The organism is Bacillota bacterium, assembly GCA_040757085.1.
Lineage (GTDB): Bacteria > Bacillota > Sulfobacillia > JACIYH01 > JACIYH01 > JACIYH01.
Window position 1 is genome coordinate 75,599 of the sequence record JBFLXJ010000024.1, and the last position, 25,808, is coordinate 101,406.

Genomic DNA, 25,808 nt, shown 5'->3' on the forward strand with positions numbered 1-25,808 from the left:
CCGGGAGGGGGACTGCTGAGCGCCCCCCGTTGTTTCCCAGGCGCGTCAGGTGAGTTCCTTGCGGGCAAATGCCGCGCAGGCGTAGCCCCAGGCACCCAGGTAGAAGAGTAGGATCAGGGCAGCAGCCAGGACAGCGCCCGCCGCGGGATGGGCCGCCAGCCACGTTACGCCGGCAATCAGGTGGGCCGCCATCCTTTCGGCCAGGGGGTTGTCCTTGAGCCGTGCCCACGGCACCAGAACGGGGATGAAGAAGACGAGGAAGACATAGCGGAACCATGTGGACGCCGCCCGGTACCCGAAGCGGTAGTACACGACCTGGAACAGGGCGGTCATCATCATGCCCATAGCGACTCCGATGGCGATGGCCCAGCACCACGACCTCGCGTTGGGGGTCGCCAGGAGCGGCAGGGGGGAGGCGACCAGCAGAGCGAACAGAAAGACCACCAGGGCACTGGAGATGAACCGGGCCCCTACTATCTGAGCCGGGGGGATGGGCAGCGCTCGCAGGAAGACCCACATCTCGGATTTGTCGTCTTCGTATGCCGCTCGCACGGCATAGGTCCATGCCCCCATGCCGATGACGACGGGCGGGATGCCCGGGAACCCTTCCTCCATCGTCATGAAGACCGCCGCGACCACCGCCAGGACAGGCAGCTGGGCGAACAGGGAGCGCCTCTGGAGGGTGAGGTCGCAAAGAGCGAGCCGGATCATGCCTCCCTACCTCCGATCCTTCCCGGTGCCGGGCACCCCGGTTTCCCGCTCGCCATCGGCGGTGCACACTTCCGGGTTGTCCGCGGCGGCGACCGCCCGCACCAGGTCTACCAGTTCCTGCGGGGGTACTCCCAGTTCGCGGGCCCGTGCTGCCAACCTTTCCAGTTCTTCGCGCAGCATACCCATGGCCATCTCCCTCCTGCGCTGACCGGAGATCTGAGCCACGAAGGTGCCCAGGCCGGGTCGCGTGGTGATCAACCCCTCTCTCTCGAGTTCCAGGTAGGCGCGCCGCGTGGTGATGACGCTGGCGGAGATGTCGGCGGCTAGCTGGCGCACGGAAGGCAAGAGGGTACCGGGCGGCAGATCCCCGCTCAGGATGCGGGCCCTGATCTGCTCGACCACCTGCCGGTACAGGGGCTGGGGATTGGTCTGGGAAACAAAGATCAAGCGCAGTGCCTCCCGGCACGAAGACCTATGTCGGCCGAAGGTCTGTACATAACGGACATACACAGTATAACCGAAACGGGGCACGCTCGCAAGGGGGGTAACGGTGGCACCAGGCGCAGGCGTTCCGCCACTCCCGCAAAACCCGGGGGCCAGAGGGGCCAGACGACCCCAGGCAACCGCTCGCCCGAACCCACCTCCGCACCACCGCGGCACCCCGCCAGCCACAGGGCCGCCAGCGCCAGCACCACTACCGCCACGCCTGCGACAAGCTTATTCACTTCGCCAGCCCCCTTCCGCACCCTCCATACAACAAGACGCCCCGGGCCGCACCCACGCTGCAGGACACCCGCCCGCAGAAACAGCAGGGCCGGGCTCCACCCGGCCCACACCCTCTCTTACACCCGGGCATCCCAGCACTCCTGCCGCCAACGCCGGCACATCCGGCTTGACCAGCACTGGCCGAGTAGGATCCCACCAGCAGCGCGCAACCGAACGGCGGGAAGACCCGGCCAGCACGCGGGAGACGCCCAGGCGGGTCAACACAACCAGCAGGACGCCCCGCCCATCCTGGACCCGGAAGACCCGGCACTCAAGCGAGGCACGAATCACAAGCCGAACCCGCTGCCCGGCAGAACCGGGACAGGAGAGACCGTCCACCAGACCCCAACAACGAGGACGCGTTCAAGTCGGGGCCGATACCCGGCGGGGGCAGGAGCACATGCCCCGCGACCGCGTACAAGGCGGGAGGAAAACTCCCGATCTAGCCCACCGGCACGGTCGACAGCACCTCACGCACGGCGCCAACAACGTCCGCCCGCACCGAGCCCACTCCGCCGAAACGTCCCTCCGAGCGCTCCTCGAAGATAGAGCGGACGCAACCAGCCCGAGCGACCCGAGGCGTCCGCCCGGACACCCACTGCCCCAGACCAGGGCGGAGCCGCCTGCACTGCCGGCTCAGCCCTCGCCCCGGGACAGAGCGAGCCGCCGCGGCTCCCGCCTCCGCCCGCTCGACAGCCCGGGTGCAGGCCAGCCGCCGGACAGGCGCAGAACCAGCTTCACCTCGGCCGGTACCCGCACAGCCGCGAGTTCGGGCAGTACCACGCCCCGCCCCGCGCGTCCCGCCACTCCAGCACCGACCCGCAGGAAGAACAAACCCTCAACTTCGGGCCGAAGAGCGCCGCCAGAAGCCCCTTGCTCTTCTGTCCTTCCGCCGCCTCCTGGCCCACCTGGACAACCACAGAGGCCGGGACCAGATTGCGGCACTGCGGATAGCTCGAACACCCCCAGGCCAGACCCGTCCGATTCTTCAGCAGGACCATCTTCGACCCGCAGAAAGCACACCGGTATCCCCGCAAATCTGGGTCGAACCGCACCCGCTCCTTCAACGGCACCATTTCCTTCGGGTCGATGCCGTACCTCGCGTACACGTCCAGCTCGGCCGGCACGTGGTACCGGAGCAGCCTGCCCACCAGCTCCCCTGCAGGACCGCACGGCGCCGCGGGCAGCCGCCGACGCTCCTCGATAAACGCGCGCAGCCGGTCCACGCGCACGAGATGATACCCCAACTCGGGCCGGTACCCCTCCACCACCACCTCGGGCCGGGGAAGCACCACAACTGAAACGAGCGACGGCAGCGGAACCACACCCAAGTCGCGGAGCACGTCAACGAGCACCACCATGTGCCTCTCGTTCTGCTCCGCGGGGTTATCACTACAACGCCGACCGGGTGAGGGCCCACGTGCTCATCTGCGTTCTGGCCTACCTCTTCGAGCAGTGGTTCGAGGTGCTCTCCCGCAGGAGGGTGGCAGCCGAGGTGGCTCGGGCGGAAGCGATCCCCGACGCGGAGCAAAGGGAGCAGGCCTGGAACGGGCCAGGGCTTCTCTGCGCACCGGGCGCCGGATGGTGGAGATCCTGGATCGGATCAAGGCGGTGGAGCAGGTCTTTGCGGGGAAGCGGGTGGTCAGCGTGACCCGGCCGGGGCCCGAGCAGAGGGAGGTCCTCTCCATCCTGGGGGTGACACCGCCGCCAACGCTCCTGTTACCCAACTGATCCCCCAGCTTCCAACACCTGATCCTGCCATTTCCAGCCGGACGGGTCCGTGGTGAGAAACATCCCCTGCGGACCCGCTTCATTTCAAGCCCGGTGTTCAAGTTGGGTTCAGGGGTGTGATATGATGGGCGGGGGTGAGGGGGTGAGGGTGTACCGACCGAGCAGGTCGTGGGGCCGGGTGTGGCTGGGCGTTCCGGGAGCGGTCCTGCTGCTGGAGGGGGTGGGCCAGACGGTGTGGGCGGTCGGCGTCCCGGGGGACATGCCGGGGCCGGCGCGGGTCGTGGTCCTCCTGACCGGCCTGTTGGCGGTGGGCGTGGGAGGGGCATTCCTGCTCATGGCCGTGTGGATGTCCAGCATGCGGTACGAACTGGACGACCGCCGCCTGCTCCTCCGCTGCGGTCCCTTCCGGTATGCGGTTTCCCTGCCGGAAGTCCGGCGGGTTGTCAAGCGGGACCTGGCCTTTTCCCCCTGGTCCAGCCTGCGTCTGCCCGGTTTTGCCCTGGGAGAGGTTATCTACGCCGACGCGGGCAGGGTGGTGATGTGCGCCACCCGGGCCCTGAAGGGGATCATCCTGCTGGAGACAGAGCGTCGCAAGTACGGGATCACCCCCGCGGACGAGGAGGCATTCCTGGCCGATCTCGGGCGGCGACTCGACCGCCTCGGGGGCGGAGAGGCGTGATGCACGGTATCTGGTGGGCGGCCCTGGTGGTATCCCTGTTCGGCGCGGTGGGGGCGGCAGTGCTCTGGTGGTCGGCCGGGCGCAGGTGGATTGTCCTCCTGCCCGTGCTCATGGCCCTTCCCTTGAGCCCCCTGGTTAACTTCTTCGTCAAGCGTCCCCTGTACCTGGGGCTGCAGAGCCTGACCGGCGTCCCCCTGGCGTCCATCTCCGCCCTGCCCTGGTGGTTCCTGCTGCTGGTTCACCCCATACCGCCGCTCACCGAGGAGGCGGTCAAGCTGCTCCCCCTGGCGGTGCCCGGTATCCGGGCGCTGCTCGTGCCCGGCATGCGCGGGGGGAGGGGCGAAGCCGGCGGCGGGCGTGCCGCAACCGCGGGCCGCAGCGGCCTCGTCCACCTGGCCCTCGCCATCGGGTTGGGGTTCGGCCTGGGTGAGGCCTGGTGGATCGCGTGGGGGGTCGCCCGGGCCGGGTTGCACGCGGGCCTGCCCGTGTACTACTTCGGGGGCTTCATCAACGAGAGGCTGGTGGTGATGTTCTGCCACGGGGCCATGACGGCAGTGGCTCTGCGTGGCATTTCCCGCGCCCTGCGCTATGCGGAAGCCAGCCTGCACGGCCGGCGGGTGGGGGCGGTGGCGGCGGTGCTCGGCGGATACGCGGGGGCGGTGCTGCTACATGCCCTGCTGAACGTGGGTGCCGTGCTGTATCAGATCGGGAAGCTGGGGCCCATGGGGGCGAACCTGACCCTCGTGGCTTCCGCCCTGCTGCTGGTACTGGTGCTTGAGCGCATATACCGGGAGGGCTTGCGCGGTCAACGCCCGCGGGAACAGGTCCTCTGGCAGGGGCCGGGGCCGCGCACGGAGTTCTGAGGGACGGGATGGGGAGCGTGAGCAAGGGGAACATGTGGTCGCTGCGCCGTTTCCGACGGGAGGCCTCCCGGCTGCTGGACGAGATCACGCTACACTCACCCCCGCGAGCCATGGCGCCTGCCTAAAGTACCCGAGGCCACCTTTCGCCTCCCAACCCAGACTGATACGACCCATCGAACTCACCCAAGCTTGCCCAACTCTCGCCTCTCGCCGGCGCGCTTCGCCTGGTCCGTCAAGCAACTTCGCTTCCCCGAGCACTTCAACCTGACCCAGTCAATCATCCACGGGGGCGGCTCAAACCTCCTGTTCGCGGCCCGGATCACAATCATAACCTCCTCATCGTCAAATGGGGGAACGTCCAGCAGCTCTTCGTCATCAGGCGGGTTGTCGAAGTCGGCTATAATCGGCGGTGCAATCTCCACCACTGTGCTCTGTCCGCCTTACCGCCCGCATACCACGTTGCCAGACGCCCGGCGACAGGGCAAGTTCGCTCCGGCTCCCGACCGATCCCAGCCAATGCCATGCCACAGGCCATCCGCGGGGAACCGGGAACCTCATCGCCAGTACCATCGACGGCAAGTGCACAAGCGGGGAGGCAGGAGGCAGGGACGGACTCCCAAAAGCCCGGCCGACCCCTTCCTGTAATACCTACCCCCTCCCGGAACTCCCGGGCGTGACGTACAGCCCCGCTAGCCGGCCCCCCCCTCGCCGCAATGCTGTGGTACATAAGCATGCGCACCCGCCTGCCTGACCACGGGCCTTCCCCTTGGCTCCTCATCTGCACGGGACGGGAACGAGGTACCGCGGGGGCCCGGGGGCCCGGCGCGTGAGGGATACGCCAGAACAACCCGTGCACCACGAGGAACACCAGCACCACCACCACAGCCAGCCCCAGGCCCCCGGCCGGCACCCCTCCCCGGCGCAGGGCGACGCCCTGCGCCCACAGCTGCGCCAGCCTGCCGGCACCGACCACGGCAACCGCCCCCGCCCGACGTTGCGCCCCTCCCCACACCACCTGCTCCCGGCACGCACCCCGCACGATAACTATGGGCGTCTGCTGGTCCTGATTCCCCGCCGGGTTGTCCGACATGAGCGCCTCCAGCCGCCGGCGGTCCACCCCTCGCGAACACCCCACCGCCCAGGCCACCTGACGGTCGTTGGCGTCCACTATGGCCGCCTCACACCCCAGCGCGTCCGCGATGCGTTGCGCCAGGCCAGGGGGGTCGGCCGGACCCATGATCACGTAGTAGTCATAGGGAGGCAGGCTCCCCGGCACGTCGTCGATCAGCGCCGACTGCGGCCCCGCCACCAGGTAGAACCAGCCCTTCCGCCCCAGGAGCTTCCCCACCACCCCCGCCAACGCCGCCAGCCACACCCGCACCGTCCCCACTTCCTCCACCAGAACCTGCATGGCAAGCGGGCTCGCCAGAGGGGCCATCCCCCCGAAGGGCACGTCGGTCTGGTCCACAAACCGCGAGAGCACCCGCGCCGTCAGGCATGGAGCGATGGCACCCGCCATCTGAAACCTCCCCTCCATCACCCCCGCCACGCACGAAGAAAGCGCCACCACGTCCGACCGCCCCACCGACCGCACGTGCTCCCCCAACGCCGCCACCGGGTCGTCCACCTCGGTGAGCAGGCGCGTGCGCACACAGGTTCTCCCTCCCTCCGTGGAGACGCCAGCAGGCCCCGGAACCGCCAGGCCACCCTCCAGCCCCGCCTCCCGGGCCAGGGCCCTGAGCCTGGAACTGCGCGGCATCTCCCGCAGGCCCCAGAGCAGCACCTCCTTCGCCCGCTTCGCATTCCCCAGCGCCAGGTGCGCCCGGTAAAGCATCTCAAAGCCGCTCGCGTAGAAGTTGGACGCCCGCCAGGAAGCAAATTCCTCCAGCAGGGGCACCAGCCTGCCCAGATCACCCCGCGACCAGTACAGCCGCGCCAGCCGCTTGTACACGACCTTCAGGGGACTTCCCCAACCACGCCAGGCTCGCGCCGCCTCAAGCGCCCGCTCGTAGCACCCGGCAGCAAACTCCCCATCGCCGCCAAAATAAGCGTGCAGATCCCCGAGCAAAAGCAGGAGCCAGGGATTGCCGGGGTCGCGGCTCTGCATGTCAGCAGCCACCTGCCACGCCTCTCCGTACCTCCCCTGACGCAGGAGCAGGTGCACGAGCAGCCTCCCCACCTTCGGCGAACCACGCCCGGCGAACCCGCCCCGCAAGAGGCCCTCGGCTCCCCCGACGTCTCCCCTCCGCATCCGCTCCCACGCCGCCCAGTAAACCACGTGCTCCCCATCCCCAGCGCGGGCGAGCCTGGCGAACAGGGACCGGGAAACCGACTTCCACCCCAGCACGTCCAGCGCCCGCGCCACCCAAAGCCCCAGCCTCTTCAGCACACGACCGCCTCCCCGAGGCGCTTGACTCACCGCCACCGCTCCGCAATCCGGACCGCGGACAGGTCCCCACGCGACCCTACCACCCCGCCACACTACCTTCAAGCCCCAAAAGGACCCCGACCCTCCCAAAAGAAGCGACCCGGGCAAAAGAAACCGAGGGCCGCAGGCACGCGCCCCGCGCCAGGCAGCCGCCCTCGCCCGCACGCGGCCGCGCCGTTGACCCCAACTGCCGGCAGAACTATTATGCTCCTGCCAGCACACCGGAGGTGATCACGTGCCAGCCCCCGGGAATCCGCTGGTCTCCCGGGCAAAGCTCCCGCTCGCCGCCTGGCTCACCATCACCGCCCTGGCCGCAGCAGGCCTGGGCCTCCTCACCCGCCCTCCCCTCGCCTCGGCCCAGCCCTGGCACCCCCTCTGCCTGGTCTACCACCACCTGGTGCCCGAGCGGTTCCTCCATACGGCCCACAAGCTCAACGGGGCCACCCTCGCCGTGGAAGACTTCGCCGCCCAAATGCAGTACCTCGCCTCCCACGGGGACCGCGTCATAACCCTCACCCAGTTCGAGAACATGCTCGACCGCAAGCAGGCCATCCCACCCAGGGCGGTGATGCTCACCTTCGCCGACGGCTACGAAAGCGTCTACCGCTACGCCTTCCCCGTGCTCAAACGATACCACTTCCCCGCCACCGTGTTCCTCATCACCTCGCTGGCGGGCAAGAGCCCGCCTAATCCCGACCCAGCCGCGATCACCTACCTCACCTGGTCTCAGGTCCGCGAGATGTACGAAAGCGGCCTGGTCGACTTCCAAAGCCACACCCACGACATGCACCACTTCGTCCCAGGGCACCCTTTCCCCAGCCCCGCCCTGGTCGCTTCGCCCCCGGAGCAGGTGCTCGCCGACCTGAAGGCTTCCCGACGCGCCATCTCCGAGCACCTGGGCTACCTCCCCACCGCCCTCGCCTACCCCTACCGCGCCTACACCAGCGAAACAGCACAACTCGCACGGCAGGCAGGGTTCCGCCTGGCCTTCACCACCAGGCCCGGCCCCAGCCTGCCGCCCGACCTCCAGCGCTACGCCCTGCCCAGGGTCCTGGTCTTCCCCCACACCTCCTGGTTCACCTGGCGGCACTTCGTGCTCAGAGTGTTGTCGCTAACATTATCTGACCGATGCTTTTTCACGTTGGTTGGCTAACTGGGTGTTGTTCGGCTGTGACTTGCCTGCGTGGCCCGGAACCTGCCCCAAGCGGAGTACGCCTTGACGGGTTGGGCGAATACGTGGCAGGGTATGGATGAGGGTGGGGTGAAGGCCATGTTCGGTGGCTGGGCGCAGGTCGTGTTGGGGTGGCCTGCAATTGTTGCCTCAATGGGGGCGGCAGTCTGCGGGATCATCCGGTGCCAGCCAGTATGGCTGCACGTCGGCGCGGTGTTGATCCTGGGGTTTTCCTGGTATCTCGGAAACACACCGCGTTTCAGGGGTGTCGGTCTCCTTCTGCCCCTCCTGTTCGTTGGTGCCAGCTTCGCCGTACAACGGGGCCGGCGCATGCTGGGGTTGCTTCTACTGGCACCCTTCTTCGTCCTAACTCTGTGGTTGGCCTGGGCGGTGCTGTCCCAATAATTGTGTGTGGTTCCCGTTGGCTGAACCGCTTCTTGCCACGCCGTTTGGCCAGACCGGCCGGGTACCCAAGGAGCTAAGAATCGTCCTCGAACTCCTGAGCAGCCCGCCTCACGGTGACCTCGTCGATGATGGGTTTCTCCTGGAAGTAGCCGTCGATGAGGCAGGTGGTGCACAGGTTGTTGATCCGGCGGGGTATGCCCTTGGAGTGGTGGTAGATCAGGCTGAGTGCCTCGTCGGAGAAGATGGGCCTTGAGGCTCCCGCAACCTTCATGTGGTGCAGCACGTACTCCCTGGTCTCCTGCTCCGTGAGCCCGGCCAAGTGGTAGCGGATACTCACCCTCTGGGCAATGGCCTCGAAGGTTTGCAGCTTCAAGCGGTGGCGTAGTTCCGTCTGGCCCACCAAGATGAGGGCCATGGGCGAGGCGGAATCCATGTTGAAGTTGGTGAGTTATACCGATATCGGCATAACTCACGTTATGCCGAGCCCACGATTATGCCGAGTGGTAGGGTGAAGGCCGGGCGCCGGACCGCCCGGAAGGATTAGGTGTTCGGCATAATCACAGGCCTTCAAGAAACGCGAGCAACCTATCGGGAGGGCGGTAGCGACCAGGTTTTGTGTTAGGCGGAGCTGCGCGAGAGATCGCTTTTTCTTTGAGGGCCAGGTCGGCATGAAAGTAGACCTGAGTGGTCTGGACGCTTTCGTGTCCCAGCCAGAGCGCGATTACGGTGGGGTCGACGCCGCCGTGAAGTAGGTTCATCGCGCAGGTGTGGCGGAGCACGTGGGGCGACACTTTCTTGGAGCGTAACGATGGGCAGCGTTGGGCGGCTAAGGACGCATATTTAGCGAGTAGCCATTGCACCGCATCGGAGCTGAGAGGCCCGCCGCGAAGGGTCGGGAAAGCCGGATCAGTCTGGCAACCGCCCCGCTCCCGAAGCCAGACGCGTAGCACAGCAACCGTCCGAGTTGTCAAGGGGGTCGCTCGTTGCTTGCGCCCCTTTCCGTGACACCGTACATGGGCTCCGGACCCCAGCTCGAGGTCTCCGACCACGAGCCCGGTCAACTCGCTGATCCGCAGCCCTGTTTGGATAGCGAGGACCAACAGGGCGTAGTCCCGCCGGCCCGTCCATTTGGTACGGTCGATTGCAGCGAGCAACGCGTCAATCTCGTCCTGGTTAAGGAAGTCAATCGTCGAGCGCTCGTAGCGCTTTGATGGAATGGCGAGTACACGTTGGATCACGTTCGCATGCTCGGGGTGACGGAAGGAGGCATAGCGGAACAGCGAGTGAATCGCTGCCAAACGAGCATTGCGAGTGCGGACGCCATTATGCCGGTCATGCTCAAGCCAGTCGAGGAAAGCGCCGATCAGTGGGGCATCAAGTTCAGCAATGTCGACTTGAGAAGGCGCCTTTCCGATCTGCTCGTGGACGAAGTTAAGCAGTAGGCGGAAGGTATCCCGATAGGCGGCCACGGTGCGCGGACTGGCCTGCCGCTGAGTGAGGAGCCGTTCGGTGAAAAAGGCTTCTAGGATGGGTGCGAGGTTACTCATCGCAATGCCCCCTTCGCGTGCCCGATTCGCTCTGCCGCCAACACCAGTAGGTCGGGGGCCGCCTGGAGATACCAGTAGGTGGATACTGGGTCGACGTGTCCGAGATAGGCGGACAGGAGCGGAAGCTTGCTCGTGACGTCCGTTCCGGCTTGATACCAATCACGCAGGGTGGCCACTGCGAAGGTGTGCCGCAGGTCGTGGATGCGCGGCCGGCCTGATCCGGCGCGGGGTTGGAGGCCGACGCGCGCGATGAGTTGTGCGAAGACGCGACGCACGCAGGCGTCGATCAGACGAGTTCCGCGGGTGGACACGAAGAAGCTTGGTACCCTCGGCTTGCCGCCTAGCCTGGCCCGCTGCTGCGCATACTCCTTAAGAGCCGCGATGGTGGTGGGGTGCAGCGGCAACTGTCGCGGCTTATTGAACTTGGTCTGCCGGATCCGAATCAAACCCGCGTCAAGATCGACGTCATCGTGATCCAGGCGGATGGCTTCGCTTAGTCTCATCCCGGTAACGGCCAACAACCCGAATAAAGCCTGATAGGTCATTGCTCGCAATGGCGGGCTCAACGTGCCAGCGGCATCGATGAGACTCGCGATCTCAGTTTCCGAATATAGGTACGGCGTCGGGCGTCGGTACCGATACGCTAGCAGATCTGGCACTGGCACTTCGACGGACGGATCGAGCGTATGCAGGTAACGGGAGAAACCGCACACCACGGAGAGTCGCTTCTTCCTCCAAAGCGGCTGCACGTTCGTTGGTTTGGTGGCCCAGGCCAGCGCTAGCTGGCTGGTCACCGTGGATGCTCCCATGCGGTCCAGGTAGTCAACGAAGTCGGTCAGAAGCCGGTCGTGGCCGCGAAGTTTGAACCCAAGAGAGCGCCGCAGGGCAACATAGTCGCTGACTTGCTGACGAAGATCGATCATACCGCACCACCTGGCCATCGCCGGGCGACACTGGCCAAGGCATCGTGGTCATCCTTGGCGTAATGGGCAGTGGTCGTTAGACGGTGGTGTCGAAGAACCTGGCCGATCTCCAACAACGGCGCACCGGCTCGACGCATTGCCGTCGCCGCGCTATGTCGAAGCCGGTGTGCACCCGCAGGTGGTAGTCCTGCCCGGCCGCAGGCCCGCGTTACAATGCTGCTAATAGAAGCGCTCGACAGGGCAGCATAGGGCGCCCGCACATGCAGAAACAGGGCGCGGCAACTGCCGCCGCGACGAGCCTTGTGACAATAATCGGCCAGAGCCTCGCCGACATCAACTGGTAGTGGGAGCCGATCGTGGCGATTGCCCTTACCGGCCACGAGGATCTCTCCGTTACGCCAGTCGACATCATCTAGCGTCAGCGATGCCACCTCCTTGGATCGCAAGCCGAGCCGGGCCAGCAGGGTCAAAATCGCGAAATCGCGGCGACCCGCAGTGGTTTCGCGGTCGCAACTGGCGAGTAGTCGCGCTACCTGTTGCTCGGATAAGGCGCGCGACAGTCTGGTGTCACGCCAAGTTGGAGCAGGCAGCACTGCATCCGCAAGCGACAATGGTGTGTGACCTTGCACGTACAGAAAGCGCAGAAATGCCCGCAGAGCAACCGCCACGTTGTGGAGCGATCCTACGCTACGACGCCTGGACTCCGCAAGGATGAACGCAGTGACCTTATCGGTCATCAAGCCTTCAAAGCCGTATCCGGTCACGCCCTCGCTGATTCCGCAAGTAGACAAGAACTGATGCGCCACGTACCGGTACCAGCGAGTGGTCCGCTGGGCCAAGCCGCGCTGACTGACCAAATACGTGGTGAAGTCGTCCAAAACCCGCGCCAGGTGTGTCTCGGGAACGAGCGACATCACCTCGGGCACAGCACCAATGCTACGGAGATAGCTCGTTAGCACCTCTAGCATTCCGCCGTTTGAGCGTCCCTTCGCATAACCGCGCACCCGCCGCTCGGCTGCAAACTCCTGCACCCGCTGGGGTGTCAGTTCCGCCACAGCCCAGGCCTGATCGCCCAGCCAACGGCTTAGGTGCCTCATTACGACCAGATAAGAGGTCGCCGACCACGGTGAATATCCCTGTCGAGCCAATTCCTCCAAGAACCCAGAAACGAACGGTTCTAATGGACCGGAGACGTGGATCCCGAACGGTTTACACATCGACCATGCCCCCCTCGGCAATCCGAACCTCGGCCAGGATGTGTTCCTGCGAGGGCCGGCAAATTATGCCGAGTACTTCGACGCTCCTGTACATGCGCTCCTAGAGACAACTCCCTGCCGCGCTGACCTGTTCGGCATAATCGTGGGCTCGGCATAAGGTGAGGAAGCGGATTTCCTCCAGCATCGCCGGCGAGAGCAGGTGGCCCTCGTCGATGACGATCACCGGCTGCTTGCCCTGGTTCCGGTAGCTATCCCACAGCGCCTGCACGAGCAACCTGCGGGAGTCGGCGGCGGTGAACGCCGGTCGCAGCCCCATGCCGACGCAGAGTTCCCGGTACAGGTGCCTGGGGGTGAGCCCGGACTGCGAGATGTACAGGACGTGGTAGCCCGATGGGTCGAGCTGGTGGGCGAGTGCCCTCAGCGCGGTGGACTTTCCCGATCCCACTTCGCCGGTGACCAGGCCGAAACCCCTTGTCCTCACGCAGTAGGTGAGCCGGGCGAGGAGTTCGCGGAACTGCTGGGGCAGGTAGAGGTCCTGGGGCCTGATGCCGCGGGAAAACGGGGTGGAGGTCAGGCCGTAGAACTGCTCGAACACCTTACATCCCCTCCTCGGAGCGGGTGAAGCTGATCCTGCCGATCCTGGCCTTCAGTTCCTCGCGGTGCTTTTCCTCGAGCACTTTCAAGAAGCTGACCGGAGCAAGCGTGGGTCCGGGGTCTTCGGGGGCGGGCGGCAGGGTCACTGCCCTGTCGTGCTGCCTCTGGAGGAGGTGGGGGATGGCGTAGCCGAAGCACTGTCCCTGCCACCATACCGAGATCTCGGAGAGGTCGAACGGGTCGTAGCGGATCTCGATCACCCTGCGGGCCAGCCTGGGATCCACCTCGTAGCGGTTGCCCTGGAAGGTGAAGGTGCAGGTGGAGTCCACCCGGCGCTTTGCCCGCCAGAGGAAGATCTCGCGCACCCTGGTGGGGTCGAGCATGCGGATCTGGCCGGGGCCCTTGCTGAAGCGGGCAGCCGGAGTCTGGCCGGTTTCGCGGTTGACGTGGTGGTGGTAGCTCTGCTCCAGCCAGGCCCAGAAGAGCTGGTTGAGCTCGTCCAGGGTGTTCACCTCGACCAGGTGCAACTCGGGGAAGAACGACTCCTCCACGGTGCGGAAGAACCTTTCCAGCTTCCCCCGTGCCTGGGGCGCGTAGGGCTGGCCGGAGATGTGCCTTGAGCCCAGTTCGGCACAGATGACCTCGAACTGGTTCGAGGTGAAGATGGCGCCGTTGTCGCAGTACACCCGGGCGGGGATGCCGCGCTTCAAGACGGCCTTCTTGAAGCAATCCAGAAGGGCGGGCAGGTCCTGGGTGAAGTAGAACTCACCGTGGCAGATGAGGCGGGAGTAGTCGTCCATGAAGCAGATCAGGTACGTCCTGAGCTTCTTGGTGCCGTCGCGGGGGTCCGGGAGCCAGGGCCCGTACTTGAGGTCGGCCTGCCACTGCAGGTTGCGCTCGGCCTTCTCGTACCGCCGGTACACTCCAGAGGGGGCCTTGAGCAGTTCCCTGGTCTTTCCCAGGCGCCTGAGGTGCCGGGCCAAGGTGGAGGGCTTGACGTCCCCCTCCCTCACCGGGACCGAGGGGTCATGCACCATGAGCTCGATGATCTGCCTGACCGAGCGCTCGGGCACCTGCTCCTTGAGGCGCACGGCCAGGTCGATGATCTGCGGCGGTATGGCCCTGGGGTTTTGGGCGTCGCTGCGAGGCCTGGGCTTTAAGGCCTCAAAACCGCCTTTGCGGTATGCTGCCAGCCAGCGGCGCAGGGTGCGGCCGGAGACGCGGCGGGTCCCCCCGGGCCCGGGGCAGGGGTGCTCCCGGGCCAGGATCTCCTGCCTGATCCGCCGGCGCTCAGCCTCCTCCAACGAGGGGTCAAGGAGCGGGGCTATGACCCGGTAGCGGAACAGGGCGATGCTCGTGCGGGCATCGTCTGCCACCATCCCACCTCCCGGGCGCCATTTTGGGCCCCGGGGGGCCGGCGCGGCAAGACACATGTTTGGTGGGGCCTACAGCCTCAGGCCCGTCTCCCTGGCGCACACTCCCAGGAAGCGCATGGCGTCTTCCGCCTGAGGCTCTCCCCAGTTTAGGCCGAGCCGCGAGCCCTCCTGCCAGAGGGAAAGGGCAAGTTCCAGGAGCAGCGGCGCCCGGGAGATTGCCCGGGTCCGCCAGCCGGGTCCGGCCCTGGCGGGGGTCAGCCTGCCTGCTTCTTGGGCCAGGGCGGCGGTGCGGGCCACGTTGCAGGCGAGGAGTTGCTCGAGCAGGAAGCGCTCGAGTCTCTCCGCGGCCCGGGCAAGCCTGTCCGCCCAGCGCCAGAGAGTCTGCCAGTTTATCTCGAAGGCCGCGGCGGCCCGGCGGTAGCTCCCAAGCTGGCGGTAGGCCAATATCGCCTCCTGCCTGAGGACCCAGGGGTAGGGGGACCGGGGCGGCAGGAACCGGGGCCTGAGGTTCCGCACCGACCCGCAGGCCGGGCACCGCAGGTAGAGCACCGGGACGAGCTCCGACCAGAACCCCACGGCCACGTAGCAGTGCTCCACCTTGTGGCGGTGGCGGAAGTGGTGGCCGCAGTGGCAGGGACGATACTCAGGCGGAGGTCCGCGGGAAATCGAGGCTATGTACGAACACAGGATTGCTTTGACAGCAGCCTTCAGGTGCGTTACTCTTTTCATGCACTGTTGCGTGGGCGAAGGTCTCCGGGCTCAATTGGCGGTTGGCCGGAGGCCTTCGCTTTCTCGCATCACCCCTTAATGCCTTCTCAAGGGAGGGACAAACATCCTACTGCCTCCCCTACAAAGAGGTCAGCCAATCTGAGAAATTCCTCCTAAATCCTGGCCAAATAATGTTAGCCGCTACACGAACCCCTGCCGCCGCGGTTCGGGGACGGCTTGTTTCGCGCCGCACCGTCGCCCGAACCCACGGAGCAGGGCTCAACCACGCATCTCGGCCAGCTCACACCCGCGCGAGGCCGTACAGCCTCGTAGCACCCCTGCTCCGCCCATCCAGCGCCGGAGAACAAACTCCCCCTACGCGTTCGCGGGAACTTGAACGCCAGCCGGCGCCCAAATTAACCCCCACCGGGCCCTGCCACGAAGCCCCGGTCACGCGGGATGCGTGGCACGCCTGACACCCACTGGGGACGTCTGGCTCAAGAGGGCGTTTACTCCAGCAGCCGCGCGCTGCGGGTCCCGCCTCTCATCCCCACGCGAACGCGAATCCCCTCGCTGCGGCAGATCCGCCGCCAGCACGAACACCTTCCTGCCATAGCGCACCGCGGGAAGCTTCCCCTGGCGAATCCACCTGTGAACCGTCTCCGGATGGCACCCTAGCTCCGCGGCCGCCCGCGCCACTGTCAGAAGTCCCCGTTTTTCCGCAAGCTCCTTCCATGCCCCTCTCAAGATCCGACCACCCGACCCCACTACAAAAAGCAGGTGACGCACGCGCATCACCCGGACCCAAAGGAGGGGGGTATCCAGCGAGATACGTGCTCGCCTGGCAGCTTAATCATACGGCTGCATGGTTACAACAGTGTTACGGGAAAGTGGCACCATCACGACACGCGTTGACCCTCCCCCGCATGATCTACCATCCTCAGAGAATCCCCCCGCCCGCCCCCGCCCTGGCAGTAGCGGCGGCTGGACGCAACAGGCGCCCGGGAAAAGACACCCAACCGCAGAAACATGCAACAAGCTTCCTTCCGAGCCGCATCGGGCGCTACGCCTGTCCCGCCGCCGGATCCCGGTGCACGGTGAGGAGAACCCCGCACGGCAATCTAACCGCCCCCCCGCATATTCCCCCTTAAATCTGAGCCAGTTTTCCCGCTGAAAACTGAGCCACCCTCCCAGGGAAATTCCCTCCGATCTGGAAATGGGTTAGGCCGGATCGGAGGTGACGGGGAGGGTGATATCAGTGGAAGCGTGGACCACCATTCGGTACCTGCATGCGCGGGGCCTGAGCCAGCGTGCCATCGCACGGGAGCTGGGCGTATCCCGGAACACCGTGGCCAGGGCGCTGGTCTTGGACAGCCCGCCGAAGTATGCGCGCAGGAAGCAGCCGGTCAACCCTGGCCTGGCGCCCTTCGAGGAGCAGATCAGGGAAATGCTCTTCGACAAAAAGTTCCGGGGGAGCCGCATCCTGCGGGAACTGCGGAAGCTGGGATTCGAAGGCTCCAAGTCCGCCTTCTACCGGTACCTGGAGAAGCTGCGCGAGAACCAGGCGTCGGCCCGAGCCAGCATGAGATTCGAGACGCCCCCCGGAGAGCAGGGCCAGTTCGACTGGTCCCCCTACACCATCCCGCTCGGAACAATGCTCTGCCGGGTAGTAGTGTTCTCCCTGACCCTGGGCTACAGCCGCCGCAAGTACCTTACGGCCAGCCTGGACGAGACGCAGGCGTCCGTGTTCGAGGCGCTGGAGGATGCCCTGTGGTTCTTCGGGGGCAGCCCCAAGGTGCTGGTGGTGGACAACGACCGGACCATGGTGGACAGTTGCAGGCCGAACGATTTCCGGTGGAACCGCTTGTTTCTTGAACTGTGCGGACACTACCGCATCCAGCCCGTGGCTTGCGCCCCGGGAAACGCCCGGGCGAAGGGCTTTGCTTCATACTGCACCCTCTTCTCTCGTTGCGGGTGTACTTTTTCTGCGCCGCAGTTTCCACTTACCTTTCACGGGCGCGTCCTCCCCAGGCGGCTCGTAGAGGTACTGATCCTTGTCGTTGTACGCGTGAGCACGCAGCAGCCCGTGGCGGCGCCAAGCCTTCACCGTGCTGCTGCTAACGCCCAGGGCGGCGGCCATCTCCTTCAACGTTAGCAGACCCCTGTCCCGCAGGCGGCTGTACGTATCCTTGAGACCGTACGCCAACCTCACTTTGCGCACCATCAGCCGGTCAAATCGGTTGCCGTGCCCGGAGCGGAGCCCTCGTTCGTTCAGGATCAGAGCGGCCTCACCATCGGTGTAATCGTCCAGTAGCCGGTCGATTTCCGCAACGACGGCGGGGTCAGTTTGATACAGTTGCCAGGCCGAAGGCGGCAGCGGCAGGGTCAGGGTGCGGCTGGCTCCGCCTTTGAAGCGTACGTGGGCAGTGATGTTCTCCTTCTTGAGCAGGGTGACGTCCTCGATGATCAGGCGCACCATTCTCTTGCGATCCCGGTCGGAGGTACGGGGGTCCCGCCACAGGCGGGGGAAGTCGGTGGCCAGCGCCAGGATGCGGCCACGCTCCTCCTCGTCCACGAGCACGCGGTCAGCCCTGCGCTGTCGCTCGTACTCCTCTTGCGCCTCAGCCAGCGCCCTCAGCTTCTGGTTCCAGTCTGCCTCCAGAACGTCGGCCACCAGGCGGTTGTCCGGATCAACCTGCATGTAGCGCCGCCGAGCCAGTTCCGCCTCGTAGCGAGCCCGTTCCACTTGTCCCAACCTTAACCTGTCCGCCTCCTCCGCCCTCTGGTTCAACTCCTCGGAGATGGCGAGTGCCACCTCGAGGGCGAGCGGCGTGACCGCCTCGACCAGCATTTCGCCGATTGCCCTGTCCACGCCTGCCCCCGGGATGCGCTGGCAGGGGGAAGCGGCCTGCTCGATCCCCTCGCGCTGGCACACGTACGAGGGCACGACCCGCCCGTTCCTCACGTGATAGCGCACGGTCATGCGCTTTCCGCATACCCCGCAGATCACCAGCCCCTGCAACAGGGCCGGGCCCTCCCGCGGGGGGCTGGCGCGGCGGTCTGCCCCGTACGCCACTGCATTCTCCCGTAACCGCCGCAGGTTGTCCTGGTACTCCTCCCAGGAAATGTAGCCCGGGTGAGCATCCCGCACGAGGGCGAGCCACTTTTCCGGTGGCTTGAGCTTGCAAATGTACCTGCCACCGGGGGTCCTGCGGGTCTGCGTTCTGCCGAAGAAGAGCGCACCTGCGTACCGGGGGTTCCCGAGGACCCGGAGGACCCGATGCCGTTCCAGCCGCGGCCACACCAGTTCCCCCCGCCGGGGGCCCACGGCCACCCGCCACGGGAAGCGGAGCCCCTGCTCTCGGAACACCCGCACCACCTGGCCCGCGGAACCGGTGCGCCGGAAGGTGTCAAACAGCAGGCGCACCGCCCGCTGAACGGCCAGGTCGGGATCGAGTACCACCTGGCTGTCGGGCCCGTACACAAACCCTGTCGGCAGACGGGATTTGAGCTCGCCCCGGCGGGCCTTGCTGAGGATCCCTCCCTGCAGCCGCATGCGCAGCACATGCAGTTCCGCCTCGCTCATCGTCCCCTTGAGCCCCAAAAGCAGCCGGTCGTTGAAGTGCCCGGGGTCGTACACCCCGTCTTCGTCCAGGATGAGGGTATCGGTCAGGGCGCAGATCTCCAGCAACCTGTACCAGTCAGAGGAGCTGCGCGCCAGGCGGGAAACCTCCAGGCCCAGCACGATTCCCACCCGGCCCATACCCACCTCAGCCACCAGCCGCTGGAAACCTTCCCGCCCAGAAGCCGAGGCGCCCGAGTGCCCAAGGTCCTCGTCGATCACCACCACCCGCTCGACCGGCCACCCCAAGGCCACCACCCGTTCCCGGAGCCCGTACTGGCGCTTGGTGCTTTCCTGGTTCTCGAACACCTGCCGCAACGTGCTCTGGCGCACGTAAAGGTACGCGTCCCGCTTCAGGTGGGAGGGCTTGACCTTCTGGTAAACCCCCTGGTCCACCCCATCACCTCCCCCGGCAAGAAAGCGCCATCGTCACCAGCGCCATCACTAGTTCAGCCTGCGTCCTTGCACCTGTCATGCTCAGGCCACCTGACCCGGGCCCAACTCGCGGGCTGCAGGCAGGGGCGCAGGATGCCCAGGCTTGCACCCACGCGGGCACCCCGCGCCGCATGAGCAGGGTCAGGCCGCGGGGGGCAGCTCCCGGGACCGCACCCACCGCGTACGCCCGCACCTCCTCGTATCGCTCCGCCAGCCCGTCCGCGCTCATCTGGCCGCCTACGCCTTTTCCCGGCGCCCCCCTTTTCGGGCCCGCCCCAGGGCCCGCTCGATGCTCCGGGGATGCACCGTCAGGCCGAGTCGTTCCCTCACCATGCGGGCCAGCTCGCCCGGACGCAGCGTCGGGTCCTCGGAAAGCACGGCCTCCAGAAACCCCATCACCTCCTCCGTGAACTTGTGCGCCCTCCGGGGGCCCGGCCGCTGGGGCAGGAGCCCGGGAAGACCGCCGCGCCGGAACGCCTCCCGCGCCTGGTAAAACGACGGGCGAGAAAACCCAAACAGCGCCGCCGCCCGCTTCGCTGGCAGCCCGTCCACCTCGACACGCCGCAGCATCTCGTACTTCACCTGCACCAGGTCGCGGGCGTCGAAGAAGGGGTTCCCCGACCGGAAGGCCTCGTCTGTCACGTCCTCCGGACGCGGGTTGAGCGCATGATGGGCCCGGAGGGAAGAGAGCTTCTCGTCTCCCTGTTTGCCCGGCAATCCTTTCCCTCCCCAGATGTGTTAACTCCATTATGCACACCCCTGTCCGCCTGTCAAGGCCCATCCCGGAAAACCCTCACTGCAAGGAGACCTAAGCTGCTCCCATGCCGGACGGCTTGGTAGATGAGCATAATCAACTTAACACTCACGGCGTAATCTCCTTTACACGGTCTCCGTCTTCCTTCCCCGACTCTTGAAGATCCCTCACCAGTGCCGCCAGGGCACGCAGGTCCTGGAGGCGGAAGATCGAGCGACCCCCTGACAGAGTGACAAACGGATCAGCAGGCGCCACATCCGTCCAGCTGGCGGGAAGGGACCGCACCCTTCCCTCGCGGTCTTCGAAAAACACCCGGTCTTCGCACCACGCCTGGCACCAGGTGAGAAGCTCGAATTCCTGGCCACTCAAGGGATGGTAGGGATGCACCACCCTGAATTTCCGTGACGCACCGGACACTCCGGGTGCAATCGATGACTTTGACCAAGGGGAAGGTGGAAAACCCCTTCCGCCACCTGGAGGATCACCTGATCAGAGGAGGGCGCTGGGACAGCTTCGAGCATTTCCTGGCCGAGCTCCAGAGGTTTGCCCGGGAGGAGCTCGACCTAATGGTCCACGGCACCACGCGCCAGCGGCCCATAGATCTCTTCGCCGAAGAGCAGCCTTACCTCACCCCTCTGCCCGCGGGCAGGTTCGTCAGCACCCGGGAGCAGTTCCGGAACGTGAGCTGGGACTGCCTGATCTCGTTCGACGGCAACCGCTACAGCGTCCCCCATCCCTACGCGGGTAAGTCGGTGTGGGTGAGGGTGTCCCGGGGCGAGTATCTCCTCGTGCTTGACATGCACGGCCAGGTCGTGGCCACCCATGAACTCTGCCGGGACAAGGGGCGCACCATCCTCAAGCAGGAGCACTACGAGGGGCTAAGGCGGGCGGCCCCGCGCACCCGGGCGCTGCTGGAGAAGGCATTCCTGGACCGCTTCCCGGATCAGGCAGAATTCCTGGAGAGGCTCTACGCCCAGCAGAAGCTCAACCCGGCCTACCACCTGCGGGGCATACTGGAGCTTGCCTCTTTGTACCCCAAGGAGGCTATGCTGGAGGCCTTCTCCCTCTGCCTGCGGTACAACACCTTCTCCGTGGGCTTCGTCCGCGGCGTGCTCGAGCAGCATCCCCCCGCCCAGCCGCAGCCGGAGCCCGGAGTCCGCCCCCTGCACGGGCTGCCGCAGGTCAAGGTGAACCGCAGTCTCTCCGCGTACCAGCGCCTGCTCGAGGGAGGTGGATGCCGGTGACCGAGGTGGAGCGGTTGAGGCAGCAGCTGCGGAAGCTCAGCCTGCACACCATGGCCGCCATATTCGAAGAGGAGGCGGAGAAGGCGGCCAAAAGCCAGATGAGCTACACGGCCTTCCTGGCGCGCCTGGCCGACGAGGAGGTGGCTGCCAAGGCGGAGCGGTCGATCAACGCCAAGGTGGCCAAGGCGCGTTTCCCCGCCATCAAGACCCTGGAGTCGTTCGACTTCAGCTTCCAGCCCTCCCTCCCGGTGGCAACGATCAAGGAGTTGGCGGAACTGGGCTTCCTGGACAAGGCGGAAAACATCGTCCTGGTGGGACCGAGCGGCACGGGGAAGACCCATCTTGCCATCGCCCTGGGTCTGAAGGCCTGCATGGCGAGAAAAAGGGTCCTGTTCACCACCGTGCACGCGCTGCTGGACCAACTGGTGGCGGCAACCGTAGACCGATCTCTGGGGTCGCGCCTGGAGGCGCTCAGCCGCCTGGATCTGGTCATCGCCGACGAACTGGGGTACATGCCGGTGGACACCCAGAGGGCGAACCTCTTCTTCCAGTTCGTCAGCTGCCGCTACGAGAAGGGCTCCATCATCCTGACCACCAACAAGGCCTTCGACCAGTGGGGGCAGGTATTCGGAGACGACGTCATCGCCTCCGCCATCCTCGACCGCCTTCTCCACCACAGCCACATCATCGCCATCAACGGGCCCAGTTACCGGCTCAAGGACAAGCTGGACCGGGCCGCGCAGGCCGCCGGAGCCACGGCCCGGCGCGAATCAGCCTGAGAACTGGCCGGCTGAACGGGGGACCGCCGATCGACACAAGGGCGGCACATCGAGCTGCAAATTCTGCCAAGAACCCCCAACACGGGAAGGAATCACAGGCCGCCGCTGCACCTTGAAAACCGGATAGCTCGTCACCCGGCACGCTGAGCTGCGGAGCGCGGCCAGTGCCGGTATGGTGGCAGTTACCGGGGGTGGCGAAAGTGGAACACCCCGCCTTCTCGCGGCAGCGCATCCCCAGGGACAGACCCGGGTGGAAGCCAAGAGCTGCTTGGTTCCTCACCAGCGAGATCCGTGGGCGGGAAATCTCCCCTGGAGGAAGCCGAGGTGGTGTCCCGGGGCACCCTCGACCTCCATGCGAAGGACACCCGCTCTCCCGCGACCTGGGCCAGATCGAGCTCCCCGCCATAGCAGGCCGGTTGAAGGCCGACTTCGGGGTGGGGGTGATGGCGCCAGGGAGGATGGCCCGGGCCACCGAGGAGGCCTGGTACCAGGATGCCGCCTGGGCGAAAAGAGGCGGCGCATGTTCTGACCCCTCAGCCACAAAGGCATCCGTGAGAAACCGGGCAGGCTCCAGGACCAGGGCTGGCCGCTGCCCCTGGGGGAGCAGGAAGGCGCGGGAGGGGCTCACCACACCCCGGGCGGTGCTGGCCGAGGACCGCTGCTGCGAGGAGAACACCACCAGCAGGCCGATACTGGCGGTACCGTGCTGCATCCTCAACCGGTGGCAGCTTGCGTTCCGCCGCACGGTGGTCTGTCGGACTGGCCCGTGGAGGAGGTCGCGGAAGCGACCGGCGAGCGGGGCTGGCTGGAGCTTTGGGCCTGGCGATCTTGTTGCCGGCGCCCAGGGCAGCTTCTGGCCAGGAGCGGAAAGCTTTCCTGTCCCTGCTGAGCCAGCGGCGCGGCTACACCCTCTCTTCCTCGGAGCGGTTCTGCCAGGAGTCAACCGACCTTGCCTACCGCATCTGCCGCCGGACCGGGCCTTGGCCAGGTGGCGCGCTCCGGGGTGTCAAGCTCAGAACCTCCGGGAAAGAGTCTTCGCGACTGCATTCTCGTCGGGGAGATCCTCCCCGAGCATGGCTTCCCAAGCTCCGACCCGGTGAACCGGGAGAGTTCCCAGGGGCTCAAGTGGGCGCCCCGGAGCGGTTAGCCACCCCGCCTACGCCCAGGGCCCTTCCGCTCCCTGCTCATGCGCCGTTTCCCGCCACCGGCCTCGTGCCCGGGCTATCGTGCCAGTTCAGTAGGCGCCTACCTGCGGTCGTTCGGCCGGATTGCTCATGGTGGTGCGCTACCGCGAAAGGCCATGCGCCGGATTCGCCGGCACCAGCCCGCTTTGAAGGAACAGCTCGAAGCCGCGAAGAAACACTTCGCGACCCAGGCGCCACAAAGAGCAACGTGGTCAGCCAGGCCTCAAGCTCGAGGAACTGGCTCCGGCAGCCCCCTGCAACACCAAACACCGAACAGAGGCAAAAGTAACATTAGCAATTGTTTCCTTCTCTGGAAACCCGGGTGGCTCAAATTTCAGTGGGAAAGTGGCTCACTTTTCGCTGGGAATCTGCACGGATAACTCATGTTCTCCAAACGAGCAACGGCTGACGGTTCGGCAGAACGACCCGACAGCGGAGACAAGTGGCACAGCGTTGCCATCCGGCCGAGTCAGCGGGATAATACCCTCAGGAGGGGTCGAGGCGTCCTAACACTCACCCCGCACCATAATGTGGAGGAGGCAGCTCCGTGGACTCCGAGATCGTATTCCTCGTAGAGGAAGCCCCTGAGGGCGGCTACCAGGCGCGTGCGCTTGGCTACTCAATCTTCACCGAGGCGGACTCCCTCGCAGAACTCAAGGAAGCCGTGCGCGACGCGGTCCGGTGCCACTTCGACGATGACCGGGACCGCCCGCGCGTGATCCGTCTTCACTTCGTCAGGGACGAGGTCCTCGCGCTGTGAAACTCCCCAGAGACGTAAGCACCCAAGAACTGGCCCGGCTGCTGGGCCGGTACGGGTACCGCATCACGCGACAGACGGGGTCCCATCTGAGGCTTACGACTCTGCAAAACGGCGAGCACCACGTCACCATCCCCAATCATGACGTCCTCAAGGTCGGGACCCTCAGTTCTATCCTGGCCGACGTTGCTGCTCACCTCAAGGTTGGCAAAGAGGCTCTCATCAAAGACCTTTTCGGCTGAAGCAGCTTCCGACGGGCATCGACCAATGCCCAGGCCATGCCTGCCCCATAGTTCGGATAACGCCCGTTCCCCGAACCGAGGCCCACCGACCACCAGCAGGTGCGGGGCGGCGTTGGGGAGAACGCCGCCCCGCGAGCATCGCCGTCCGTTCCGTCAGGGCGCTTACACTACCCTGTTCCCCACCTGCCTCCCCGCACAGGAAGGAGACCCCAGAACAGTAGAAGCTAAAACAAGAACGCCACCGCTATTCTGACAACGTTGATGGGCGTCTTGGCGATTCCGAGCGAGAGCCCGAACAAGCGCTCCATGCCGTATACCAGGAACAGGCCAAACACAATTCCGCCTGCCGCAAAGACCACACAACTAATCAGCACTATCCTCAGGTCGGGAAGATGCACGTTTTCCCTCCGTTCATTTACTCGCTCCCGCCACAGTCCCCGCAGCAGCGCACTACACTTGGCGCAGCACATGTCACAGCGCCCCGGGGAGCTGCTCGCCCCGCCTCCCGCCTGTTCCACGGCGCAGTCCCTTCAGTCCGTAGCCGACAACCGAACACAGCTCCGACGACCGCGCCAGCCCACGGTGGCGACTGCACAGACTCGAACCAGACCTGCTGTAGCTCTCCAATCGGTCCCTACGCCGCTCACTGGCAAACAGAACCCCGGGCCAATCGGTTACCGCCCCGGGGTTCCGTTTCGCATCGGTACACTCACTGGCCACGTCCCAGTTCATCGCCGCGCGGGGCATTGCTCTATTCTCGATGAGGTACCGTCGTGTGGAGGCGGAGGCCTTTACTCTTCGTCACCCCGATTCGTGCGTTGTCTCCCGGTTCCCCCCGTTCGCGGTCTCCCGCACCGCTTACAGTCCTCCGTGCGGACGTCTTCGCTGATTCTATGGCCTTGGATCGCTTCATTCGCTCCCGCCGCTCAGTTTCAGCCGCTTCCTGAAGCGCCAGCAGTCCGCCCAGGTTGAACCATTGCAGGGGCAGGACGACTACCGCAGCGATCAGCCCCCAGGTCCAAGGCGCTTGGAATCCCCCGCTCACCAGCCCTAAGGACACCAACGCTGTTGATAATGTCCAGAATTTGCGAAGGTACGTCCTGGACCATCTCCTTAGGTGTCCCCAAACGCCGAACCCGACAGCGTAACAGATTACAGCAGCCGCGCACACCAAGAGCCTCCTCCCATCCGGTTCGTCAGGCAACGGACGGGAGAAATCCGCCGCTATGACGGCTGCAACATCCCTCAACAGACCACGAAATCCGACGCCCAAGCCCACGAGGGACAGACACAACCCAGCCACCAACATCCACCATTCCCCCGGGTGCGGCTTACGCCCACTTGACCGCATCCCCCACTACCTCCTGGAGGTCCCGTAGGCCCGCATAAGAATAGGTTGCCCGCACAGCACCAGAGTAGGTTCTCATTGCCGCGGCGTAGCTGGTCACCGACCGCCCCGCCACACCAAAGGCAACCGACGCGGCGCTGCCCGCAACAGTCCCTATCAGTTCCCCCCTTCGGTCGTGCGCACCTCAACGCCCTCCCCGAAGCAAAGGTGTGACGATGAAAGCCAACACCATCATCAAGAAAAAGGCTGCGGCGGCGCGAATCACGTTTGCCGCGCTCCGCTCTATCCCCAGAGCGCGACCGACAACGAACGTAAGGAACAGCCC

General features: G+C 65.6%; 27 protein-coding genes and 1 pseudogene. 9 read left to right on the forward strand and 19 right to left on the reverse strand.

Translation table 11 applies throughout. The features are described from left to right. Window positions 1–45 precede the first annotated feature (45 nt). The 4 genes from AB1446_09900 to AB1446_09915 all read right to left on the reverse strand — a co-directional run bounded on the left by AB1446_09900 (window position 46) and on the right by AB1446_09915 (window position 2,831). Window positions 46–711 (reverse strand): ABC-2 transporter permease, encoded by a 666-nt coding sequence (locus AB1446_09900; protein MEW6547210.1) that lies wholly within the window; start codon window positions 709–711, stop codon window positions 46–48. Window positions 712–717: 6 nt separating this feature from the next. Next, complete coding sequence (locus AB1446_09905) at window positions 718–1,158, reverse strand: GntR family transcriptional regulator (protein ID MEW6547211.1); 441 nt, start codon at window positions 1,156–1,158, stop codon at window positions 718–720. Continuing rightward, the gene (locus tag AB1446_09910) at window positions 1,155–1,436 is read right to left on the reverse strand and encodes a hypothetical protein (GenBank protein MEW6547212.1); all 282 of its coding nucleotides are present in this window, start codon (window positions 1,434–1,436) and stop codon (window positions 1,155–1,157) included. The genes AB1446_09905 and AB1446_09910 overlap by 4 nt, the downstream gene beginning before the upstream one ends. A gap of 777 nt (window positions 1,437–2,213) precedes the next feature. Further along, window positions 2,214–2,831, reverse strand: coding sequence for a hypothetical protein (locus AB1446_09915; protein ID MEW6547213.1), 618 nt, complete (start codon window positions 2,829–2,831; stop codon window positions 2,214–2,216). A 229-nt stretch (window positions 2,832–3,060) separates the two neighbouring features. Between AB1446_09915 and AB1446_09920 the strand changes: the two genes are divergently transcribed. From AB1446_09920 to AB1446_09930, 3 genes are all read left to right on the forward strand, one after another. After that, the gene (locus tag AB1446_09920; GenBank protein ID MEW6547214.1) at window positions 3,061–3,207 is read left to right on the forward strand and encodes a hypothetical protein; all 147 of its coding nucleotides are present in this window, start codon (window positions 3,061–3,063) and stop codon (window positions 3,205–3,207) included. A 142-nt stretch (window positions 3,208–3,349) separates the two neighbouring features. Next, window positions 3,350–3,886, forward strand: coding sequence for a PH domain-containing protein (locus AB1446_09925; protein ID MEW6547215.1), 537 nt, complete (start codon window positions 3,350–3,352; stop codon window positions 3,884–3,886). Next, window positions 3,883–4,749 carry a hypothetical protein gene (locus tag AB1446_09930; protein MEW6547216.1) on the forward strand — a complete coding sequence of 289 codons (867 nt, stop codon included), beginning with the start codon at window positions 3,883–3,885 and terminating at the stop codon, window positions 4,747–4,749. The genes AB1446_09925 and AB1446_09930 overlap by 4 nt, the downstream gene beginning before the upstream one ends. A gap of 179 nt (window positions 4,750–4,928) precedes the next feature. Here AB1446_09930 and AB1446_09935 read toward each other — a convergent pair whose 3' ends face one another. Continuing rightward, window positions 4,929–5,174 (reverse strand): hypothetical protein, encoded by a 246-nt coding sequence (locus AB1446_09935; protein MEW6547217.1) that lies wholly within the window; start codon window positions 5,172–5,174, stop codon window positions 4,929–4,931. Then, window positions 5,147–7,138, reverse strand: coding sequence for a tetratricopeptide repeat protein (locus AB1446_09940; GenBank protein MEW6547218.1), 1,992 nt, complete (start codon window positions 7,136–7,138; stop codon window positions 5,147–5,149). Before AB1446_09940 ends, AB1446_09935 begins: the two co-directional genes overlap by 28 nt. Window positions 7,139–7,412: 274 nt before the next feature. On the opposite strand from AB1446_09940, the gene AB1446_09945 reads away from it, so the two are divergent. Beyond that, on the forward strand, window positions 7,413–8,330 hold the full coding sequence (locus AB1446_09945; protein MEW6547219.1) for a polysaccharide deacetylase family protein: 918 nt from the start codon (window positions 7,413–7,415) through the stop codon (window positions 8,328–8,330). Window positions 8,331–8,826: 496 nt separating this feature from the next. On the opposite strand, the gene AB1446_09950 is transcribed toward AB1446_09945, so the two are convergent. From AB1446_09950 to AB1446_09985, 8 genes are all read right to left on the reverse strand, one after another. Beyond that, complete coding sequence (locus AB1446_09950) at window positions 8,827–9,168, reverse strand: hypothetical protein (protein MEW6547220.1); 342 nt, start codon at window positions 9,166–9,168, stop codon at window positions 8,827–8,829. A gap of 142 nt (window positions 9,169–9,310) precedes the next feature. Then, window positions 9,311–10,300: a tyrosine-type recombinase/integrase gene (locus AB1446_09955; protein MEW6547221.1), complete on the reverse strand. Its 990-nt coding sequence runs from the start codon at window positions 10,298–10,300 to the stop codon at window positions 9,311–9,313. Continuing rightward, window positions 10,297–11,223 (reverse strand): tyrosine-type recombinase/integrase, encoded by a 927-nt coding sequence (locus tag AB1446_09960; protein ID MEW6547222.1) that lies wholly within the window; start codon window positions 11,221–11,223, stop codon window positions 10,297–10,299. Before AB1446_09960 ends, AB1446_09955 begins: the two co-directional genes overlap by 4 nt. After that, window positions 11,220–12,440 carry a tyrosine-type recombinase/integrase gene (locus AB1446_09965; protein ID MEW6547223.1) on the reverse strand — a complete coding sequence of 407 codons (1,221 nt, stop codon included), beginning with the start codon at window positions 12,438–12,440 and terminating at the stop codon, window positions 11,220–11,222. Before AB1446_09965 ends, AB1446_09960 begins: the two co-directional genes overlap by 4 nt. A 100-nt stretch (window positions 12,441–12,540) precedes the next feature. After that, window positions 12,541–13,035, reverse strand: coding sequence for an ATP-binding protein (locus AB1446_09970; GenBank protein MEW6547224.1), 495 nt, complete (start codon window positions 13,033–13,035; stop codon window positions 12,541–12,543). Window position 13,036: 1 nt separating this feature from the next. Continuing rightward, entirely contained in the window at window positions 13,037–14,410 is a 1,374-nt protein-coding gene (locus AB1446_09975) for a DDE-type integrase/transposase/recombinase (GenBank protein MEW6547225.1), read from the reverse strand. A 69-nt stretch (window positions 14,411–14,479) separates the two neighbouring features. Further along, on the reverse strand, window positions 14,480–15,139 hold the full coding sequence (locus AB1446_09980; GenBank protein ID MEW6547226.1) for a hypothetical protein: 660 nt from the start codon (window positions 15,137–15,139) through the stop codon (window positions 14,480–14,482). 429 nt (window positions 15,140–15,568) lie between these two features. Continuing rightward, window positions 15,569–15,913, reverse strand: a complete 345-nt coding sequence (locus tag AB1446_09985) for a helix-turn-helix domain-containing protein (protein ID MEW6547227.1) — start codon at window positions 15,911–15,913, stop codon at window positions 15,569–15,571. 463 nt (window positions 15,914–16,376) lie between these two features. Here AB1446_09985 and istA point away from each other — a divergent pair. After that, a pseudogene (gene istA, locus AB1446_09990) lies at window positions 16,377–17,045 on the forward strand (IS21 family transposase). Window positions 17,046–17,063: 18 nt separating this feature from the next. Here istA and AB1446_09995 read toward each other — a convergent pair. From AB1446_09995 to AB1446_10010, 4 genes are all read right to left on the reverse strand, one after another. Further along, entirely contained in the window at window positions 17,064–19,136 is a 2,073-nt protein-coding gene (locus AB1446_09995; protein MEW6547228.1) for a recombinase family protein, read from the reverse strand. Between the two features lie 4 nt (window positions 19,137–19,140). Next, window positions 19,141–19,404: a hypothetical protein gene (locus tag AB1446_10000; GenBank protein MEW6547229.1), complete on the reverse strand. Its 264-nt coding sequence runs from the start codon at window positions 19,402–19,404 to the stop codon at window positions 19,141–19,143. An 8-nt stretch (window positions 19,405–19,412) separates the two neighbouring features. Then, on the reverse strand, window positions 19,413–19,892 hold the full coding sequence (locus AB1446_10005) for a helix-turn-helix domain-containing protein (GenBank protein ID MEW6547230.1): 480 nt from the start codon (window positions 19,890–19,892) through the stop codon (window positions 19,413–19,415). Between the two features lie 145 nt (window positions 19,893–20,037). Then, window positions 20,038–20,319 (reverse strand): DUF5372 family protein, encoded by a 282-nt coding sequence (locus tag AB1446_10010; GenBank protein MEW6547231.1) that lies wholly within the window; start codon window positions 20,317–20,319, stop codon window positions 20,038–20,040. Between the two features lie 41 nt (window positions 20,320–20,360). On the opposite strand from AB1446_10010, the gene AB1446_10015 reads away from it, so the two are divergent. The 4 genes from AB1446_10015 to AB1446_10030 all read left to right on the forward strand — a co-directional run bounded on the left by AB1446_10015 (window position 20,361) and on the right by AB1446_10030 (window position 24,135). After that, window positions 20,361–21,173 (forward strand): hypothetical protein, encoded by an 813-nt coding sequence (locus AB1446_10015; protein ID MEW6547232.1) that lies wholly within the window; start codon window positions 20,361–20,363, stop codon window positions 21,171–21,173. Then, window positions 21,170–21,952 (forward strand): IS21-like element helper ATPase IstB, encoded by a 783-nt coding sequence (gene istB / locus AB1446_10020; protein ID MEW6547233.1) that lies wholly within the window; start codon window positions 21,170–21,172, stop codon window positions 21,950–21,952. Before AB1446_10015 ends, istB begins: the two co-directional genes overlap by 4 nt. 1,731 nt (window positions 21,953–23,683) lie before the next feature. Continuing rightward, window positions 23,684–23,896, forward strand: a complete 213-nt coding sequence (locus AB1446_10025; GenBank protein MEW6547234.1) for a 2-oxoisovalerate dehydrogenase — start codon at window positions 23,684–23,686, stop codon at window positions 23,894–23,896. Then, window positions 23,893–24,135, forward strand: coding sequence for a type II toxin-antitoxin system HicA family toxin (locus AB1446_10030; protein MEW6547235.1), 243 nt, complete (start codon window positions 23,893–23,895; stop codon window positions 24,133–24,135). Before AB1446_10025 ends, AB1446_10030 begins: the two co-directional genes overlap by 4 nt. 224 nt (window positions 24,136–24,359) lie before the next feature. Here AB1446_10030 and AB1446_10035 read toward each other — a convergent pair whose 3' ends face one another. Next, the gene (locus tag AB1446_10035) at window positions 24,360–24,653 is read right to left on the reverse strand and encodes a hypothetical protein (protein ID MEW6547236.1); all 294 of its coding nucleotides are present in this window, start codon (window positions 24,651–24,653) and stop codon (window positions 24,360–24,362) included. Window positions 24,654–25,808: the final 1,155 nt, after the last annotated feature.